The organism is Rhizobium album (assembly GCF_003122325.1).
Lineage (GTDB): Bacteria > Pseudomonadota > Alphaproteobacteria > Rhizobiales > Rhizobiaceae > Metarhizobium > Metarhizobium album.
Genome location: NZ_QFBC01000018.1, coordinates 99714 through 115479, shown reverse-complemented (window position 1 = coordinate 115479; position 15766 = coordinate 99714). Strand labels below are relative to the sequence as shown.

17 protein-coding genes are annotated in these 15766 nt (G+C 64.3%); 1 reads left to right on the top strand and 16 read right to left on the bottom strand.

Annotated elements, in window-relative coordinates; translation table 11 throughout:
- Window positions 1-68: 68 nt before the first annotated feature.
- From DEM27_RS27595 to phnG, 11 genes are all read right to left on the bottom strand, one after another.
- A complete protein-coding gene (locus DEM27_RS27595) occupies window positions 69-860 on the bottom strand; it encodes an ABC transporter ATP-binding protein (protein WP_109461472.1) in 792 nt (263 codons plus the stop codon).
- Window positions 857-1636, bottom strand: a complete 780-nt coding sequence (locus tag DEM27_RS27590; protein WP_109461471.1) for an ABC transporter ATP-binding protein — start codon at window positions 1634-1636, stop codon at window positions 857-859. The genes DEM27_RS27595 and DEM27_RS27590 overlap by 4 nt, the downstream gene beginning before the upstream one ends.
- The gene (locus DEM27_RS27585; protein WP_109461470.1) at window positions 1633-2463 is read right to left on the bottom strand and encodes an ABC transporter permease; all 831 of its coding nucleotides are present in this window, start codon (window positions 2461-2463) and stop codon (window positions 1633-1635) included. Before DEM27_RS27585 ends, DEM27_RS27590 begins: the two co-directional genes overlap by 4 nt.
- A complete protein-coding gene (locus tag DEM27_RS27580) occupies window positions 2460-3449 on the bottom strand; it encodes an ABC transporter permease (RefSeq protein ID WP_109461469.1) in 990 nt (329 codons plus the stop codon). Before DEM27_RS27580 ends, DEM27_RS27585 begins: the two co-directional genes overlap by 4 nt.
- Before the next feature lie 40 nt (window positions 3450-3489).
- A complete protein-coding gene (locus DEM27_RS27575) occupies window positions 3490-5097 on the bottom strand; it encodes an ABC transporter substrate-binding protein (RefSeq protein WP_109461468.1) in 1608 nt (535 codons plus the stop codon).
- 267 nt (window positions 5098-5364) lie between these two features.
- Window positions 5365-6072, bottom strand: coding sequence for a phosphonate C-P lyase system protein PhnL (gene phnL / locus DEM27_RS27570; protein WP_109461467.1), 708 nt, complete (start codon window positions 6070-6072; stop codon window positions 5365-5367).
- 18 nt (window positions 6073-6090) lie between these two features.
- Complete coding sequence (phnK, locus tag DEM27_RS27565) at window positions 6091-6867, bottom strand: phosphonate C-P lyase system protein PhnK (RefSeq protein WP_109461466.1); 777 nt, start codon at window positions 6865-6867, stop codon at window positions 6091-6093.
- Window positions 6864-7760, bottom strand: coding sequence for an alpha-D-ribose 1-methylphosphonate 5-phosphate C-P-lyase PhnJ (locus DEM27_RS27560; protein ID WP_109461465.1), 897 nt, complete (start codon window positions 7758-7760; stop codon window positions 6864-6866). The genes phnK and DEM27_RS27560 overlap by 4 nt, the downstream gene beginning before the upstream one ends.
- A gap of 76 nt (window positions 7761-7836) precedes the next feature.
- Window positions 7837-8952 (bottom strand): carbon-phosphorus lyase complex subunit, encoded by a 1116-nt coding sequence (locus tag DEM27_RS27555; RefSeq protein ID WP_109461464.1) that lies wholly within the window; start codon window positions 8950-8952, stop codon window positions 7837-7839.
- A 2-nt stretch (window positions 8953-8954) separates the two neighbouring features.
- Window positions 8955-9563 carry a phosphonate C-P lyase system protein PhnH gene (phnH, locus tag DEM27_RS27550; RefSeq protein WP_109461463.1) on the bottom strand — a complete coding sequence of 203 codons (609 nt, stop codon included), beginning with the start codon at window positions 9561-9563 and terminating at the stop codon, window positions 8955-8957.
- The gene (gene phnG / locus DEM27_RS27545) at window positions 9563-10030 is read right to left on the bottom strand and encodes a phosphonate C-P lyase system protein PhnG (RefSeq protein ID WP_109461462.1); all 468 of its coding nucleotides are present in this window, start codon (window positions 10028-10030) and stop codon (window positions 9563-9565) included. The genes phnH and phnG overlap by 1 nt, the downstream gene beginning before the upstream one ends.
- Before the next feature lie 83 nt (window positions 10031-10113).
- Here phnG and phnF point away from each other — a divergent pair, with 83 nt between their 5' ends.
- The gene (gene phnF / locus DEM27_RS27540) at window positions 10114-10851 is read left to right on the top strand and encodes a phosphonate metabolism transcriptional regulator PhnF (RefSeq protein ID WP_109461461.1); all 738 of its coding nucleotides are present in this window, start codon (window positions 10114-10116) and stop codon (window positions 10849-10851) included.
- A gap of 52 nt (window positions 10852-10903) precedes the next feature.
- Here the strand turns inward: phnF and DEM27_RS27535 are convergent, their stop codons facing one another.
- The 5 genes from DEM27_RS27535 to DEM27_RS27515 all read right to left on the bottom strand — a co-directional run bounded on the left by DEM27_RS27535 (window position 10904) and on the right by DEM27_RS27515 (window position 15749).
- Window positions 10904-11539, bottom strand: coding sequence for a 2,3-bisphosphoglycerate-dependent phosphoglycerate mutase (locus tag DEM27_RS27535; protein ID WP_109461460.1), 636 nt, complete (start codon window positions 11537-11539; stop codon window positions 10904-10906).
- Between the two features lie 21 nt (window positions 11540-11560).
- Entirely contained in the window at window positions 11561-12382 is an 822-nt protein-coding gene (gene dapB, locus DEM27_RS27530) for a 4-hydroxy-tetrahydrodipicolinate reductase (protein ID WP_109461459.1), read from the bottom strand.
- 20 nt (window positions 12383-12402) lie between these two features.
- Window positions 12403-14193 carry an ABC transporter ATP-binding protein gene (locus DEM27_RS27525; protein ID WP_109461458.1) on the bottom strand — a complete coding sequence of 597 codons (1791 nt, stop codon included), beginning with the start codon at window positions 14191-14193 and terminating at the stop codon, window positions 12403-12405.
- A 118-nt stretch (window positions 14194-14311) separates the two neighbouring features.
- Window positions 14312-15355, bottom strand: coding sequence for a glucokinase (locus tag DEM27_RS27520; protein WP_109461457.1), 1044 nt, complete (start codon window positions 15353-15355; stop codon window positions 14312-14314).
- Complete coding sequence (locus DEM27_RS27515; protein WP_109461456.1) at window positions 15339-15749, bottom strand: methylglyoxal synthase; 411 nt, start codon at window positions 15747-15749, stop codon at window positions 15339-15341. Before DEM27_RS27515 ends, DEM27_RS27520 begins: the two co-directional genes overlap by 17 nt.
- Window positions 15750-15766: the final 17 nt, after the last annotated feature.

The following is a 15766-nucleotide window of genomic DNA, read 5'->3' as shown; positions in this document are numbered from 1 at the left end:
CGGCGAGGGATCAAACATCCCTTGCCGGAGAATGACGAGAGGGGAGGGGCCGGCGCATGGCGTGGCCCTTATGTCGCCGCGTCATTTTCACTTTCGAGCTTCGGCACGGCTCTCACCAATGCTTTCGCCGCATCCGATTGCGGGTCTTCGATGATTCGGCTTGCCGTTGCCGCCTCGACGATCCGCCCGGCATCCATCACCAGAACCCGATGGGAAACGGCACGAACGACCGCAAGGTCGTGGGAAATGAAGAGATAGGCGAGGCCGTTCTCCTTCTGCAACGCCACCAGCAGTTCCAGCACCTTGCGGCGCACCGAGACATCGAGAGCCGAAACCGCCTCATCCAGCACGATCAGCGCCGGCCGGGTGGCAAGCGCCCGGGCAATGGCGACACGCTGCCGCTGGCCGCCGGAGACGTCCAGAACCGAGCGCTCGGCAAGCGCGGAAGGCAGCCCGACACGCTCCAGCAGGCGCTCGACCTCCTTTGGCCGGGCGGCCGGAACGACAGTTCCATGAATGCGAAGCGGGTCCATCAGCACATCCGCCACCGTCGCCCGCGGATTGAAGGCGGCCAGCGGATCCTGGAAAACCATCTGCAGCCGCGCTCGCGCCCGGCGCAGGGCGTTGCCGGACAGGTCGAGCCAATCCTTGCCTTCGAAACGGATCCGACCGCTCTCCGGCGGCGTCAGGCGCAGAAGAAGCCGCGCCAGCGTCGACTTGCCGCTGCCGGAACCGCCGACCAGCCCAACGGTCTCGCCCGGCCGGATATCGAACGACACGCTCTCCACCGCCGAAACGCGCCGGCCACCGCTGACGAAGGTTTTGCTCAGGCCGGATATTTCCAGAAGCGGCTCCGTCACGGCATGTCCTCGACCAGGCGCGGCGTGGTGAAATCGATATGCCCAGCGATCAGCTCCGCCGTATAGACATCGGCCGGACGCGAAACGACCGCCTTCGCGGCACCGATCTCCACCAGTTCACCGTTGCGAAAAACCACGATGCGATCGGCGAAGCTCGATGCCAGCGCGATATCGTGGGTGATGAACAGCAGCGTCATGCCATCCTCCGCCACAAGCCGGCGCAGCAGGCTGACGATCTCCGCCTGCACAACCATGTCGAGCGCGCTCGTCACCTCGTCGGCGATCAGAAACCTCGGGCGGCTGGAAATGGCGGCGGCAATCGCCACCCGTTGCTTCTGGCCACCGGAAAGCTGATGCGGGAAGGCGTTCAGGATCGTGTCCGGCTGCGGCAGGTAAACCCGCCCCGCAAGCTCGCGCGCCCGCTGCCAGGCTTCGGAGGCCGAGTAGCCGAGGTGACGGCGCGCCCCTTCGGCAATCTGTTCGCCGATCGTCAGCACCGGGTTGAGGCTGGAGCCGGGATCCTGGAACACGAAGCCGAGATCGCGGCCGGGCAGGGGCGGCCTGCCGAAACAAGGCCAGTCCATTTCGCCCGACAGGCTCGCCCGCGGCGGCAGCAGGCCGGCGATCGCTCGTGCAAACGTGCTTTTGCCGGAACCGCTTTCGCCGATGATCGCCAGCCGCTCGCCGAGCCTGATGTCGAAACTCAGGCCACGCACCGCATCGACATCGCCATAAGCGACGGATAACCGGCGGATCGTCGCAAGCAGATCGGTCATGGTCGCGCCCTCCCGCCAGCAATCACCCGGCTCAAAGCCTCGCTGAAGAGATAGACGCCGATGACGGTGACGACCAGCGCCAGGCCGGGGGCAATGGACAGGAAGGCCGCCGAGCGGATGACGTTGCGTCCTTCCGCGATCATCGATCCCCAGGTGACGACATTGGGATCGCCGAGCCCGAGAAAGGAAAGGGCCGCTTCCGTCAGGATCGCCGCGGCGACGATCACCGACGTCAGGGCGAGCACCGGCGGCAGGGCATTGGGCAATACCTGCTTCAGGGCGATTTCCAGCGGGTGCATGCCGATGACCTCTGCGGCCGCGACGTAATCGCGCTCGCGGATGGAGAGCACCTGAGCCCGCGTCAGCCGCGCCGGATCGGCCCAGGCACCCAGCGCAATCGCGGCGATCACCACCGGCAGGGACGGGCCGACGACGCTGACGATCGCCAGAGCCAGAAGGAAACTCGGGACGATCTGGAAAGCGTCGACGACCCGCATCAACGCCTCGTCGATGAGCCCGCCGGCAAAGCCGGCTGCGGTCCCGACAAGAGCACCCAGCACGATGGCCATCAGCGCAGCGGCGATGCCGACCGTCAGCGAGGTGCGGGCACCATGCATCAGGCCGGCGAGCACGTCGCGACCGAGACGGTCGGTCCCGAGCGGCAGGGCGGGATCGGAAAACGGCGGTAGCAGGGCCGGGCCGGCAATGCGCAACGGATCGCCGGGAAACAGGATCGGCGCCAGGAGCGCAACCAGCACCAGAGCAGCCAGGATAATCATCCCGAACGCCCCTTCGGGCGAGCGAAGCAGGCGGGTGAAAAAGCTCATGCCCCTGCCTCCGAAGCGCCCACCCGCGGATCGAGAAACGCATAGGCGATATCGACGACCAGATTGACGAAAATGACGGAGACGGCGCTGACGATGATGATGCCCATCAGCAGCGGCGCATCGCGGCCGTTGACGGCCTCCTGCGCCAGCCGGCCGAAACCGGGGATGGCAAAGACGCTTTCGATCACCACGCTGCCGCCCAGCATCGCCGCCGATTGCAGGCCGAGAACCGTCACCAGCGGCAACAGTGCATTGCGCGCCACATGCCGCAGCACGATGCGCAGACGCGAAAGCCCCTTGGAACGGGCAAACAGCACGAAATCCATCCGCCACGTCTCCACCATGCCGGCACGCATCACCCGAAGGAACAGCGCCAGATAGATGAATCCGAGCGCACTCACCGGCAGGATCAGGTGCTTGCCGATATCCATGGCGCGGGCAAGACCCTGCTTGCCGGAGGCGATCGTCTCGATGCCGGATGTCGGCAGCCAGCGCAGGTTGACGGCAAAGACGATGACGAGCACCAGCCCCAGCCAGAAGCCCGGTATGGCGTAAAGCAGGAGGGAACCGATCGACAGGAAGCGATCGCGAAAACTGTCCGGCCGGGCGCCGGCGACGATGCCGAGCAGCGAGCCGAGACAGAAAGAGAGGGCGGTGGCGCTGCCCATCAACAGCAGCGTGTTGGGCAGGCGTTCGAGGATCAGCCCGAGCACAGGCCGGTCGAAGGCGACCGACCAGCCGAGATCGAAGCGCAAAAGCGCCGAAAAATACAGCCACAGCCGCGTCGCCATGCCCTGGTCGAGGCCGTAGGACTGCCGCAGCGACTGCACCAGCGCGGCATCGCCGCCGCCGATCGACACCAGATAGGCATCGACGGCATCGCCGGAGGCGGATTCCAAGAGCAGGAAGGTGAAGACGATGACGATCAGCAGCACCGGAATGCTGCTGATCGCCCGACGTCTCAGCAAGAGCATGGCCCGCTTCATGTCCGATGTCACTCCCGGATAAGAACGGGCAGAAAACCCGTCACGCCTGCAGGGCCGTATCCGCCCAATTCGACACCGCCCATCGCGGATTGTTGGCGACGTTGAGCACCGTATCGCGCGCCACCGTGATGAAGCCCCATTCGGCGACATTGATCAACGGCAGATCCTCGACGACGAGCCGCTGGAAGTCATTATAGAGCAACGTCCTCGCCTTGGCATCGATGGTCTGTGCCGCCGTGGCGATGACACCGTCGATCTCCGCGCTGGCGTAACCGCCCTGGTTGGAAAAACCGACGCCGGCGGGAATGCCCGATTGCACCAGAATTGTGGTGGAGATCGCCGGATCGCCGCGAAAAACCGGCGGCGCCACGGCGAGGTCGAAGGCATGGTCGGTATAAACCGCCTTCTGGTGCGCCGCCGCGTCATTGTTCACCAATTCCGCATCGATGCCGACCGCGGCCAGCGCCTGGCGCAGATAATCGCCGAACTGCCTTGTCTCGTTGAAATAAGGCGCGGGCAGAAGTTTCAGCGCAAAACGGGTGCCATCGGCGCCGCGCGGATATCCGGCCTCGTCGAGCAGGGCGTTGGCCTTCTCAACATCGAAATCATAGGCCGGCACATCGGCGCTGTAAAATTCCGGAGCATTCTTCGGCACCGGCCCGGTCGAGGCGGTGGCGTAACCGAGGAAGATGGTATCGACCACGAATTTCTTGTCGATCGCATGGGCGATCGCCCGCCGCACCTTCAGATCGGCAAGTTCCTTGCGGCGATGGTTGATCTCGACGACCAGCTGATAGGTCAGCGCCTCATATCCCTTCGTCACCACCTTGATGCCCGGCACCTTGGAAATGCGGTCGAGATCAGCCAGCGGCACGGCGGAGAAAGCCGCCAGCTGAATTTCTTCCGCTTCCAGCGCCGATCCGGCGGCGGCGCGGTCCGGCAGCACGCGGTAGATCACCTCGTTAAGCTTCGGCTGGCCTTCGCCCCAATAATCGGGATTGCGCTCCAGCCGGTAATATTCGCCGGGCTTGTATTCCGCGAGCTTGAACGGGCCGGTACCGACGAGCTGGTTGTTGGCCGGATTCTTGGCGATATCGGTGCCGTCGAAGATATGCTTGGCGACGACGCTGGTGACGGCCGGCAAAGCGTTGCGGACCAGCTGCAGCGGCGTCGGCTTGGAAAAACGGAAGATGGCGGTGTGATCGTCGGGCGTTTCCACCGTTTCGAGATTGGCGAAGACGATCCGGCCGAGATTCTGCAACGGCTTCCAGATTTGCAGTGCCGAGAAGGCGACGTCGGCGGAGGTGAAAGGCTTGCCATCATGCCATTTCACGCCTTCCCTGAGCTTGAAGGTGACGGAAAGACCGTCCTCGGAGCCTTCCCAATGGGTAGCAAGCCGCGGCGCAAGGCCGTTCTCGCCATCGAAGGAGGCTTCGGCCAGCGGTTCGATCACCTTGCTGGCGATGAAGAAGACACCGTTGGATGCGACGATGGCCGGATTGAGGCTCTTCGGCTCGGAATCGGCGGCAACCACCAGGCGCCCGCCGGCCGGCGCATCCTGCGCCAGGGCTTTCGACGACAGCGCCGTCGAGGCGAGCAACAGCGCCGTGGATTGGAGAACAAAGCGGCGGGAAACGGCGTGGTCCATGAAAAATCTCGCTCCACAAGATCGGGCGCCCGATGGAGCGCCGCAAGTGCCAAATAAACTTCGGCATTCTGTGCCTTGCCAATCGCTTCGAACAGGAATGGGAATTCCTTCCCTCAGCGCCGGGCAAACATTTCATAACGCGGCATGGCTGCGGAGCGCAACAGCCTGCTTCGGCCACGCGGGCCAGCAAGGGTCAATCACCCTCCCCTTCAGGCGGGGAGGGGGGAGGGGCCGTTATCATCAAGACCCGGTCTCCGCCACAAAAAATCAGGCGGCAGCCCGACGTGGTGAAAAATGCGAGACGTCGATAATCCGGTCGGCAACCGCATCACGCACCTCCTCGTCGTGGAAGATGCCGAGTAGAGCGACGCCCGCCTTCTTCTTCTCCCGGATCATTTCGATGACGACGGCACGGTTCATCGCGTCGAGCGAGGCCGTGGGTTCGTCCAGCAGCAGGACGGCATGATCGGTGATGAAACCGCGGGCGATGTTGACGCGCTGCTGCTCGCCGCCGGAAAACGTCGCCGGCGGCAATTGCCAGAGCGGCTTCGGCAGGTTGAGGGCTTCCAGCAGCTGGCCGGCCTTGCGGCGGGCTTCGATGGAATCCTCGCCGCGCGAGACCAGCGGTTCGGCAACGACGTCGAGTGCCGCCACACGCGGCACGGTGCGCAGGAACTGGCTGACGTAACCCAGCGTGTGCCGCCGGATATCCAGCACCATGCGGGGATCGGCCGAGGCGGCGTCCACGACCTTGTCCTTGTGCTTGATGAGGATCTGCCCGGCATCGACGCTGTAATTGCCGTAGAGCATTTTCAGGATCGAGCTTTTGCCCACGCCCGATGGCCCACCGAGCACGACGCATTCGCCGCTGGCGACCGAGAAGGAGGCATTGGCGACGACGGGCAGGGTCAGCCCGTCGCGCAGGTGCATGGTGAAACTCTTGAAGACTTCCGAAACGACAAGCGGCGTTGCCATGATGATTTCCTTGTTGCCTCAGACTTGCAGGATGGAGGAGACGAGAAGCTGGGTATAGGGCTGGCGCGGATCGTCCAGCACCCGGTCGGTCAGGCCCTGTTCGATCACCAGCCCGTCCTTCATCACCATCATGCGATGCGACAGGAGGCGCGCCACGGCGAGATCGTGGGTGACGATGATCGCCGAAAGGCCGAGGTCGTTGACGAGGTTGCGCACCAGGTCGAGCAGGCGGGCCTGAACGGATACGTCGAGGCCGCCGGTCGGCTCGTCCATGAAGACAAGGCGCGGGCCGGTGACCAGGTTGCGGGCGATCTGCAGCCGCTGCCGCATGCCGCCGGAAAAGGCGCGCGGCTGGTCGTCGATACGGTCGGCGCCGATTTCGACCCGGCCGAGCCAGTCGGTGGCCGTCGAGCGGATATTGCCGTAATGCCGGCCGCCGACCGCCATCAGCCGCTCGCCGACGTTTGCGCCGGCAGATACGGTCATGCGCAGGCCATCGGCCGGGTTCTGGTGCACGAAACCCCAGTCGGTGCGCATGAGGAAGCGGCGTTCGGCCTCGCTCATGCGGTAGAGGTCGCGATATTTGCCGTCGCGCATATGGTATTCGATGCTGCCGGTGGTCGGCAGCAGCCGGGTGGACAGGCAGTTGAGCAGCGTGCTCTTGCCGGAACCGGACTCGCCGACGACGGCCAGGACCTCGCCCGGCCAGAGATCGAAGGACACGTCGCGGCATCCGATGCGGCTGCCGTAGAACTTCGAAACGTTGTGAACACGCAGGAGCGGGGCGTCGGTCATTCTGCAGCTTCCTTGGCAAGCATCTCGCCGGCATGCCCGTGGGCACGGCGATCCTCGCAATAATCGGTATCCGAACAGACGAACATGCGGCCGCCCTTGTCGTCGAGGATCACCTCGTCGAGATAGACATGGTCGGCGCCGCAAAGCGCGCACGGCTTGTCGAAATGCTGGATGGCGAAGGGATGGTCCTCGAAATCGAGGCTGACGACATCCGTAAAGGGCGGCACCGCATAGATGCGTTTCTCGCGGCCGGCGCCGAAGAGCTGCAAGGCCGGCGACATGTGCATCTTCGGATTGTCGAATTTCGGCGTCGGCGAGGGGTCCATCACATAACGGCGGTGCACCTTCACCGGATAGGCATAGGTGGTGGCGATGTGGCCGTTGCGGGCGATGTCCTCGTAAAGCTTCACATGCATCAGGCCATATTCTTCCAGCGCATGCATCTTGCGGGTTTCCGTCTCGCGTGGCTCGAGGAACCGCAAGGGTTCGGGGATCGGCACCTGGTAGACGAGCACCTGGCCCGCCGACAGTTTTTCTTCGGGAATGCGGTGGCGGGTCTGGATGATCGTTGCGTCCACCGTCCGTGTGGTAACGGCGACATTGGCGACCTTCTGGAAGAAGGCGCGGATGGAAACGGCGTTGGTGGTGTCGTCGGCGCCCTGGTCGATGACCTTGAGCACATCGTCGGGGCCGAGGATGGCGGCCGTCACCTGTACGCCGCCGGTGCCCCAGCCATAAGGCATCGGCATTTCCCGCGAGGCGAAAGGCACCTGATAGCCGGGAATGGCGATCGCCTTGAGGATGGCACGGCGGATCATCCGTTTCGTCTGCTCGTCGAGATAGGCAAAGTTATAGGTGGCGAGACCGTTATCCTGCGAAACGTCCGGGATCATGAAACACTGTCCTTGGTGAGGAACGGAATATCGGAAAGGGATGTCCGGACCGGCGCGGCGCCGGTCCGGACATCCGTCATTCGGCAGCTTCGCGCGGCGCTTCGGGGTTGATGCTCGCTCTTCGCGCTTCCTCGAATTCGCGCCGCATGCGCCGCACCAGATCCAGCTCGGCCTGGAAGTCGACATAATGCGGCAGCTTGAGGTGCTCGACGAAGCCGGTCGCCTGGACGTTGTCGGAGTGCGAAATCACAAATTCCTCGTCCTGGGCAGGCGCGACGATATCTTCGCCCAGCTCCTCGGCGCGCAGCGCGCGGTCGACCAGCGCCACGGCCATCGCCTTGCGTTCGCTCTGGCCGAAGACCAAGCCGTAGCCGCGGGTGAACTGCGGCGGCGCCTTGGCGGAACCATGGAACTGGTTGACCATCTGGCATTCGGTGACCTGGATGCGGCCGAGCGAGACGGCAAAACCAAGCTCCGGCACATCGAGCTCGACCTCGACCTCGCCGATGCGGATTTCGCCGGCGAAGGGATGGGTGCGGCCGTAACCGCGTTGCGTCGAATAGCCGAGCGCCAGCAGGAACCCCTCGTCGCCGCGGGCCAGCGCCTGCAGCCGCAGGTCGCGGGTCATCGGGAAATCGAGCGGTTCGCGGGTCAGGTCGGCGGTGACGTGATCCGGCGGCAGTTCGCCGTCCGGCTCGATCAGGCCTTCTTCCCGCAGGATTTCGGAAACGCGCGTCACCGGTCCGGTATCGGCGGCCCGGCGCAGCGGCTCATCCACCGGCGCATCGGCCAGCAAAGCCGGATCCAGCAGGCGGTGGGTGTAGTCGAAGGTCGGCCCTAGCAGCTGGCCGCCCGGCAGGTCCTTGTAGGTCGCCGAGATACGCCGCTCGATCTGCATCGCCGCCGTGTCGAGCGGTTCCGAGGTGCCGAGGCGCGGCAGCGTGGTGCGGTAGGCCCGAAGGATGAAGATCGCCTCGATCATGTCGCCGCGGGCCTGCGCGATGGCGAGCGCCGCCAGTTCGCGGTCGTAGAGCGAAGCCTCGGCCATCACCCGGTCGACGGCCAATGCCAGCTGCGCGACGATCTGATCGATGGTGATTGCAGGCAGCGACCGATCGCCGCGGCGCCGGTCGGCCAGAAGCCGGTGCGCGTTGGCAATGGCGGCTTCCCCGCCCTTGACGGCAACATACATGCTCAATTCTCCTTGACGGTGATTTTCGTGGTCCGTGGCAGGCAGAGGAAATCGCTGCCGGCCGCCAGCACGACATCGATGCCGCGCGGGAAAAGGGTGCGGTTTTCCGCCCAGAGACGCAGGAAACTTTCCGGCAGGCCCTGCGGCCGGACGACCGTCGATCCGGCGATGCCGGGACCGGTAAGCGTCAGGGGCGAACCGGTCTCCAGATTGGAGATTTCGAGCACCAGCGTCGCGGAGCGGTCGGGATATTCCTGGCTGCCGGTGGCAAACAAGCCAAACGACGACAAAGCCAGCCCGACCTCTCCGAAGGCAAACCGTGCCTCGGCCTTTTCCCGCGTCTGCGGCGCACCGGTGTGGAAGGCAAGCCATCCGGGCACCGCCGATCTGGCGATGCCGGCGCTCAGCCAGACAGGCGTATCCTGATCGCAAAGCGTCAGCGCAAGCGCACCGGCCGCGCGGCCAAGCGGGGCAGGGGGATCGATATCGACGGCCACCTGTTTCAGGGTGCCGGGGCGGGCCATGCCATCCATGACCATCCGGAAAATATCCTGAGCGTTGAAGACCGGCTGGGCGAAGCCGCCGGTCAGAGCTTCTGCTTCAAGGTTCATCAATCCTCTCCCCGCACCATCGTGAAGAAATCCACGCGGGTCGCTGCGGTCTCTTCAGCCTTGAGGCGCTCTTCATCGGCCAGCCGGACGGCAATCGGCCAGAGCAAAGCGCGCTCGACAAATTCCTTCTGGCCATCCTCCTGCCAGAGCGCGTCGAAAATCGCTGCCAGCCTGGCCTTCCTGCGATCCGTGCCGAGCGCGTGGGCATGGCCGATCACGCCGGATGCCAGCCGCACCGTCGCTCGGCTGACCGTGACTTCACCGAGGTTGAACGGTGCGCCGCCGCCGCCGATCCTGCCGCGCACCATCACCAACCCGGTTTCCGGACCGCGAACGGACTGCACCTCCGGCGGTGATGCGAGCTGCCCGTAGGCAACTTCCAGTTCCTCGATAAGGGCGGCGGCGAGAAGCCCGGCTACGCGCTTGCGCCCCGCCCTGCCATTTTCAATTTCTTTCGCTGCATCCATTGTCACGATCCCAAATGTCTATTAATATAGACAACCATACATATTTGGCTTTTTTTAGCCTTTTGACGTGACAAGCGTGTGACATGGCAGGACAACGACAGGTTCAACGGCAAAACGGCGTGGCGCTCTGGAGACAGATCGCCGATCGCGTTCGAACGTCTATCGACAACGGCGAGTACGATCATTCGGGCATGATTCCACCGGAGCTGGTGCTGGCCGAACAGTTCGGCGTCAACCGGCATACGGTACGCAGCGCACTGGCCGCTTTGGGGCAGGAAGGTATCGTTCGCGCCGTGCAGGGACGCGGCACGCTGATCGAACGCCGCCAGCGGCTCAATTTTCCGATTTCCAAGCGGACACGCTTTACGGCCGGCATCGGCGGCCAGGGCCGCGAGTTGCAGGGATTGCTCTTATCCTTCGACACCGAGCCGGCATCGGAAACGATCGCAACCCATCTCTGTCTGGCGACCGGTACGCCGGTGATCAAGCTGGAAGCGCTGCGCAAGGTGGATGGCGTGCCCGTCTCCCGCTCGACGAGCTGGTTTCCGGGCGACCGCTTCGCCGGCATAGCCGATGCCTATCGGCGCAGCGAGTCGATCACCAAGGCGTTTGCGGAACTGGGACTGGCCGACTACATCCGCACCAGCACGGAGATTTCCGCAACCCATGCGGAGCCGAGCGAAATAACCGACCTCGAATTGTCGCCGGGTGCCATCGTGCTGGTCACCAAGGCCCTGAACACCGATCTGGACGGCGTGCCGGTACAATATGCCATCACGCGGTTTCCGGCAGACCGCGTGCATTTCACCATCGAAAACTGAAGAGGCGGCCGCAGGGGCCGCCTCGAACAATACTGAGAAATCACGGACAGCCTCAGTGGGCGGCCGACATGTCGCCGAGCACATCCTTCGAGGCGACGGTCGAATCCGCGTTCAGCTTGTAGACCATCGGCACGCCGGTCGCGAGGTTGAGCTTGAGGATCTCTTCCTTGGTCAGGCGGTCGAGCACCATGACCAGCGAGCGCAGCGAATTGCCGTGGGCGGCGACCAGGACCTTCTGGCCGGAGAGCACGCGCGGCAGGATGTCGGTGAGATAATAGGGCCAGACGCGGGCGCCGGTATCGCGCAGGCTTTCGCCGCCCGGCGGCGGGATGTCGTAGGACCGGCGCCAGATATGCACCTGCTCCTCGCCCCACTTGGCGCGGGCATCGTCCTTGTTGAGGCCGGAAAGGTCGCCGTAGTCACGCTCGTTGAGCGCCTCGTCGCGGATCGTTTCGAGATCCGGCTGGCCGACCTTGTCCAGGATGATCTTGCAGGTGTCCTGCGCCCGCTTCAGCGCCGAGGTGAAGGCGATATCGAATTTAATGCCGTAATCGGCAAGGGCCTGACCGCCCGTCGTCGCTTCCTCGATGCCGAGTGCAGTGAGATCCGGGTTCTTCCAGCCGGTGAACAGGTTCTTCAGGTTCCAGTCGCTCTGGCCGTGGCGAACGAGGACAAGTGTACCGCTCATGAAAACATTCCTCCTGGGGGATCAGCGGGAAAGCCCGAGAACATCGAGCATGGAATAATGGCCGGGCTTCTTGTCGCGCGCCCAGAGTGCGGCGCGGAGCGCGCCCCGGGCGAAGATCGTCCGATCGCCGGCGCTGTGCGACAGCGTCACCAACTCGCCCTCGCCGGCAAGAATGACCGAATGTTCGCCAATCACCGAGCCGCCGCGCAGCGTCGCAAAGCCGATCGTGCCCGCCGGCCGCGCCCCGGTATGGCCGTCTCGGCTGCGCACGGAATGGCTGGCCAGGTCGATGCCGCGGCCTTCCGCGGCCGCCTCGCCGAGCAGCAGCGCCGTGCCGGATGGTGCGTCCACCTTGTGCTTGTGGTGCATCTCCAACACTTCGATGTCCCAGTCGCTGGCCGGCAGGGCGGCAGCGGCCTGCTTTGCCAGCACGCCGAGAAGATTGACGCCGAGGCTCATGTTGCCGGACTTGACGATGCGGGCGTGGCGGGCGGCGGCCTTGATCTTTTCCCCATCCTCCACCGAACATCCGGTGGTGCCGATGACATGCACGATGCGCGCCTGCGCCGCGAGGCCGGCAAACGTCACCGTCGAGGCGGGAGAGGTGAAATCGACGACGCCATCGGCATGCAGGAAAGCCGCCAGCGGATCATCCGTCACCGCCACATCCTTATGGCCGAGGCCGGCAAGCTCGCCGGCGTCCTTGCCGAGGAAAGGCGAGCCGGCCCGCTCGATCGCCGCATGCAGCACGACGCCGTCCATCGCATCGATGAGCCGGATGAGCGTCTGGCCCATGCGGCCGGCCGCTCCCACCACAACCAGCTTCATCGGCGCTTCGCTCATGTCTCGTGGCCCTGATTCTATTAGGATTGTCCGCCGGCAAACGGCGTCTGGAGATTGTTGAGACGAGCGTAGAGCCCGTCACCGCGCTTCGCAAGCGTCTCGTGAGTGCCTTCCTCGACCACCCGGCCATCCTGCATCACGATGATGTTGTCGGCCTTGACGATGGTGGAGAGGCGGTGGGCGATGACCACCACCGTACGCCCGCTCATAGCCTCGTCGAGCGCCTTCTGCACGGCTGCTTCCGATTCCGTATCCAGCGCCGAGGTCGCCTCGTCGAGCAGCAGGATCGGCGCATTGCGCACCAAGGCGCGGGCGATCGACAGGCGCTGGCGCTGGCCGCCGGACAGCGTCACGCCGTTTTCGCCGACGGGCGTCTCGTAACCCTGCGGCTGGGCGAGAATGAAATCATGGGCATAGGCGAGCTTGGCGGCAGCCTCGACATCCGCATCGCTGGCTTCCGGCCGGCCGTAACGGATATTGTCGCGGATCGTGCCTTCGAAGAGATAAGGCTGCTGCGACACATAAGCGAGATGGTGGCGCAGCGATTCCTTGGTCACGCCGGCAATGTCCTGGCCGTCGATGAAGATCGCCCCTTCCTTCGGATCGTAGAACCGCGGAATGAGGCTGATCACCGTCGACTTGCCGGCACCGGAGGGACCGACCAGCGCCGTCGTCTCGCCGCCTTCGGCAAAGAAGCTGACGCCCTTGAGGATCGGCTCGCTGTTGGAATAGGAGAAGGTGACGTCGCGGAATTCCACCCGGGCATCGGTGACCACCAGGTCCCTGGCGTCCACGCGGTCGTTCTTGCGCGTGTTCATGTCGAGCAGCGCATAGATCATGCGCGCATTGACCACGGCGCGTTCCAGCTGCACCTGCAGCTTGGCAAGCCGCCGCGCCGGATCATAGGCCATCAGCAGGGCGGCAACGAACGAGAAGAACGCGCCCGGCAACACGCCGCCATAGATCGAACGGAAAGCGGCATAGGCAAGCACGCTGGAGATCGCAAACCCGGCGAAGGTTTCGGTCAGCGGCGCGGTGCGTTCGGTCAGCCGGGCTATATGGTTGGCGCGGCTTTCGGCATCGTCGATGATGCCTTCCACCTTGCGGGCCAGTTCCTTCTCCATGGTGAAGGCCTTGACGATGGCGATCCCCTGGATGGTTTCCTGCATGGCGCCGAGCACATGGCTGTTCAGCTCGACCGATTCGCGCGTTGCCGTGCGCAGGCGCTTCGAGACGTAGCGCAATGCATAAAGCAGCGGCGGCGCGACGACGAAGACGATCAGCGTCAGCACCGGATCCTTGGTGATCATCACGATGATCAGCGCGACCAGCGTCAACAGGTCGCGGGCGGTGGAGGTCACCGTCAGGTTCAGGACGTCGCGGATGCCGTTGACGTTCTGGCTGATCTGGGCGGCCAGATGTGCCGAGCGCGACTCGGCGAAGAAGCCGACAGACAGCTTCATCAGGTGCGAATAAAGCCGCCGCTGATATTGGGCGACGATGTTGTTGCCGATCTTGGACAGCGTCACCGCCTGCCCGTAGGTGGCGAAGCCGCGCAGCACGAAGGCGATGAAGATCGAGCCGCAGATCAGCCAGACGACATCGGCGCGCTGCTTGGCAAAGGCCTCGTTGACCACGGATTCCATGATCCAGGCGGTGAACGCCGTCGTCAGCGCCACCGTCGCGAGACAGGCGATTGCAAAGATGTAGCCGCCGATATGGTCGCGGCCGTTCTCGGCGATGATCCGCTTCAGGACGCCGGTCACGGTTTCCGAGTCGATCGGGTGCTGCTGTCGGGCGTTATCTACCAAAAACCACGCTTTCCTGTCGCAATGAACGCGTCTTCCCGCCAATTTTCCAGGCGTCTGGCGGCTCTATAATCAGTCCGGCGGCATTTGACCATAGGCAGGGCCATGAAAGACTTGCGGCTTAGCCCCGCCAACGCCGCCCATCGGTTTCCACACCGAAGCGTGTCGGCGTCTGGGCATAGGCGGCAAGGCCGGAAAGGGCAGCCAGCGGATGCGTGACCACGTAGGTGGGGATCGTGCGCATCAGCGCCGAATGCGGCGCCTTGTCCTCGAACGCCGCCCGGAATTCCGGCTTCTTCAAAGCCGGGATGATCTTCTGCGAGATGCCGCCGGCCAGATAGACGCCGCCCTTCGCCATGAAAATCAGCGCCATATCGCCGGCGACGCGGGCAAGATAAGTGGTAAACAGCGAAATCGCTTCCTCGGCGGCAGCGTCCGTGCCGGCAAGCGCTGCGGTCGAAACATCGGCCGGTGTCGGAAGCGTCGGCTCCTTGCCGTCGGCGCCGCAGACGGCGTGATAGATGTTGAGCAGGCCGCGGCCGGAGAGAAGCTCCTCGGCGGAAATGCGGCCGACGGTCGCGGTCGGATCCTCCACCGGCGTCAGGAACGGCCAGATCCGCCAGTCACGCTCGGTGCGCGGGCCGACATCGACATGGCCGCCTTCGCCCGGAACCGGGAACCAGGTGTGCTGCGCATGCACGAGGCCGGCAACGCCGAGCCCGGTACCCGGCCCGAGCACGACACGCGAAGCGGTGAAATTGTCCGACGCCGCGCCGATCGGTTCGCGGTATTCCTCGGCAAGCGAGGCGACGGCAAGCGCCTGCGCCTCGAAATCATTGATGACCAGCACGTCCTCGAAACCGAGATCATTGATCAGCGCCTTCGGCCGGACGACCCAGTCGCAATTGGTCAGCGGGATCTCATCGCCGTTGATCGGGCCGGCGATGGCGAGAATCGTCGCCCGCGGCCGGACGGACGTCTTGTCGAGCACCGCCTTCTGGATGGCCTGGTCGATCGTCGGGTAATTGGCGGTCTGCACGATCGGGAACGGACGCGGCTCGGCATAAGCGTCGAGCAGGATGGAAAACCGCGCATTGGTGCCGCCGATATCGCCGATCAGGATCGGAAAGGGCAGATGCGGGTCGGTATCAATTGGTCTGGACATGGCCGGCCCCTGTTCCGGAAAGATTGAAATCGATCAGCCGTTCGGCGGTCGCCCGGTTGAGCGCCATGGGAATATCGTACACGGTCGCCAGCCGCATCAATGCCTTGACATCGACATCATGCGGCATCGCGGTCAGGGGGTCGACGAAAAAGATCAGCATGTCGACTTCGCCGGTGGCGATCAGTGCGCCGATCTGCTGGTCGCCGCCCAGCGGACCGCTCTTCAAGGGCAACACATCCAGCGTCGGGCAGGCCTCCAGCACCCGTCCGCCGGTGGTGCCGGTGGCAACGATACGGAAATTGGAAAGAACCTGCTGATGACGGCGGGCAAACTCCGCCATGTCATCCTTCTTCTGGTCGTGTGCAATGAGCGCGATGCACTTGCCGCCCGCCATACTGTCCCCCGTCGATC

Excerpts from the sequence above, each read along its gene's own strand:
- DEM27_RS27590 (WP_109461471.1), bottom strand. The coding sequence starts at position 1,636 with ATGACCGATCTGCTTGCGACGATCCGCCGGTTATCCGTCGCTTATGGC.
- DEM27_RS27585 (WP_109461470.1), bottom strand. The coding sequence starts at position 2,463 with ATGAGCTTTTTCACCCGCCTGCTTCGCTCGCCCGAAGGGGCGTTCGGG.
- DEM27_RS27580 (WP_109461469.1), bottom strand. The coding sequence starts at position 3,449 with ATGAAGCGGGCCATGCTCTTGCTGAGACGTCGGGCGATCAGCAGCATT.
- DEM27_RS27575 (WP_109461468.1), bottom strand. The coding sequence starts at position 5,097 with ATGGACCACGCCGTTTCCCGCCGCTTTGTTCTCCAATCCACGGCGCTG.
- phnL (WP_109461467.1), bottom strand. The coding sequence starts at position 6,072 with ATGGCAACGCCGCTTGTCGTTTCGGAAGTCTTCAAGAGTTTCACCATG.
- phnK (WP_109461466.1), bottom strand. The coding sequence starts at position 6,867 with ATGACCGACGCCCCGCTCCTGCGTGTTCACAACGTTTCGAAGTTCTAC.
- DEM27_RS27560 (WP_109461465.1), bottom strand. The coding sequence starts at position 7,760 with ATGATCCCGGACGTTTCGCAGGATAACGGTCTCGCCACCTATAACTTT.
- DEM27_RS27555 (WP_109461464.1), bottom strand. The coding sequence starts at position 8,952 with ATGTATGTTGCCGTCAAGGGCGGGGAAGCCGCCATTGCCAACGCGCAC.
- phnH (WP_109461463.1), bottom strand. The coding sequence starts at position 9,563 with ATGAACCTTGAAGCAGAAGCTCTGACCGGCGGCTTCGCCCAGCCGGTC.
- phnG (WP_109461462.1), bottom strand. The coding sequence starts at position 10,030 with ATGGATGCAGCGAAAGAAATTGAAAATGGCAGGGCGGGGCGCAAGCGC.
- phnF (WP_109461461.1), top strand. The coding sequence starts at position 10,114 with ATGGCAGGACAACGACAGGTTCAACGGCAAAACGGCGTGGCGCTCTGG.
- DEM27_RS27535 (WP_109461460.1), bottom strand. The coding sequence starts at position 11,539 with ATGAGCGGTACACTTGTCCTCGTTCGCCACGGCCAGAGCGACTGGAAC.
- dapB (WP_109461459.1), bottom strand. The coding sequence starts at position 12,382 with ATGAGCGAAGCGCCGATGAAGCTGGTTGTGGTGGGAGCGGCCGGCCGC.
- DEM27_RS27520 (WP_109461457.1), bottom strand. The coding sequence starts at position 15,355 with ATGTCCAGACCAATTGATACCGACCCGCATCTGCCCTTTCCGATCCTG.
- DEM27_RS27515 (WP_109461456.1), bottom strand. The coding sequence starts at position 15,749 with ATGGCGGGCGGCAAGTGCATCGCGCTCATTGCACACGACCAGAAGAAG.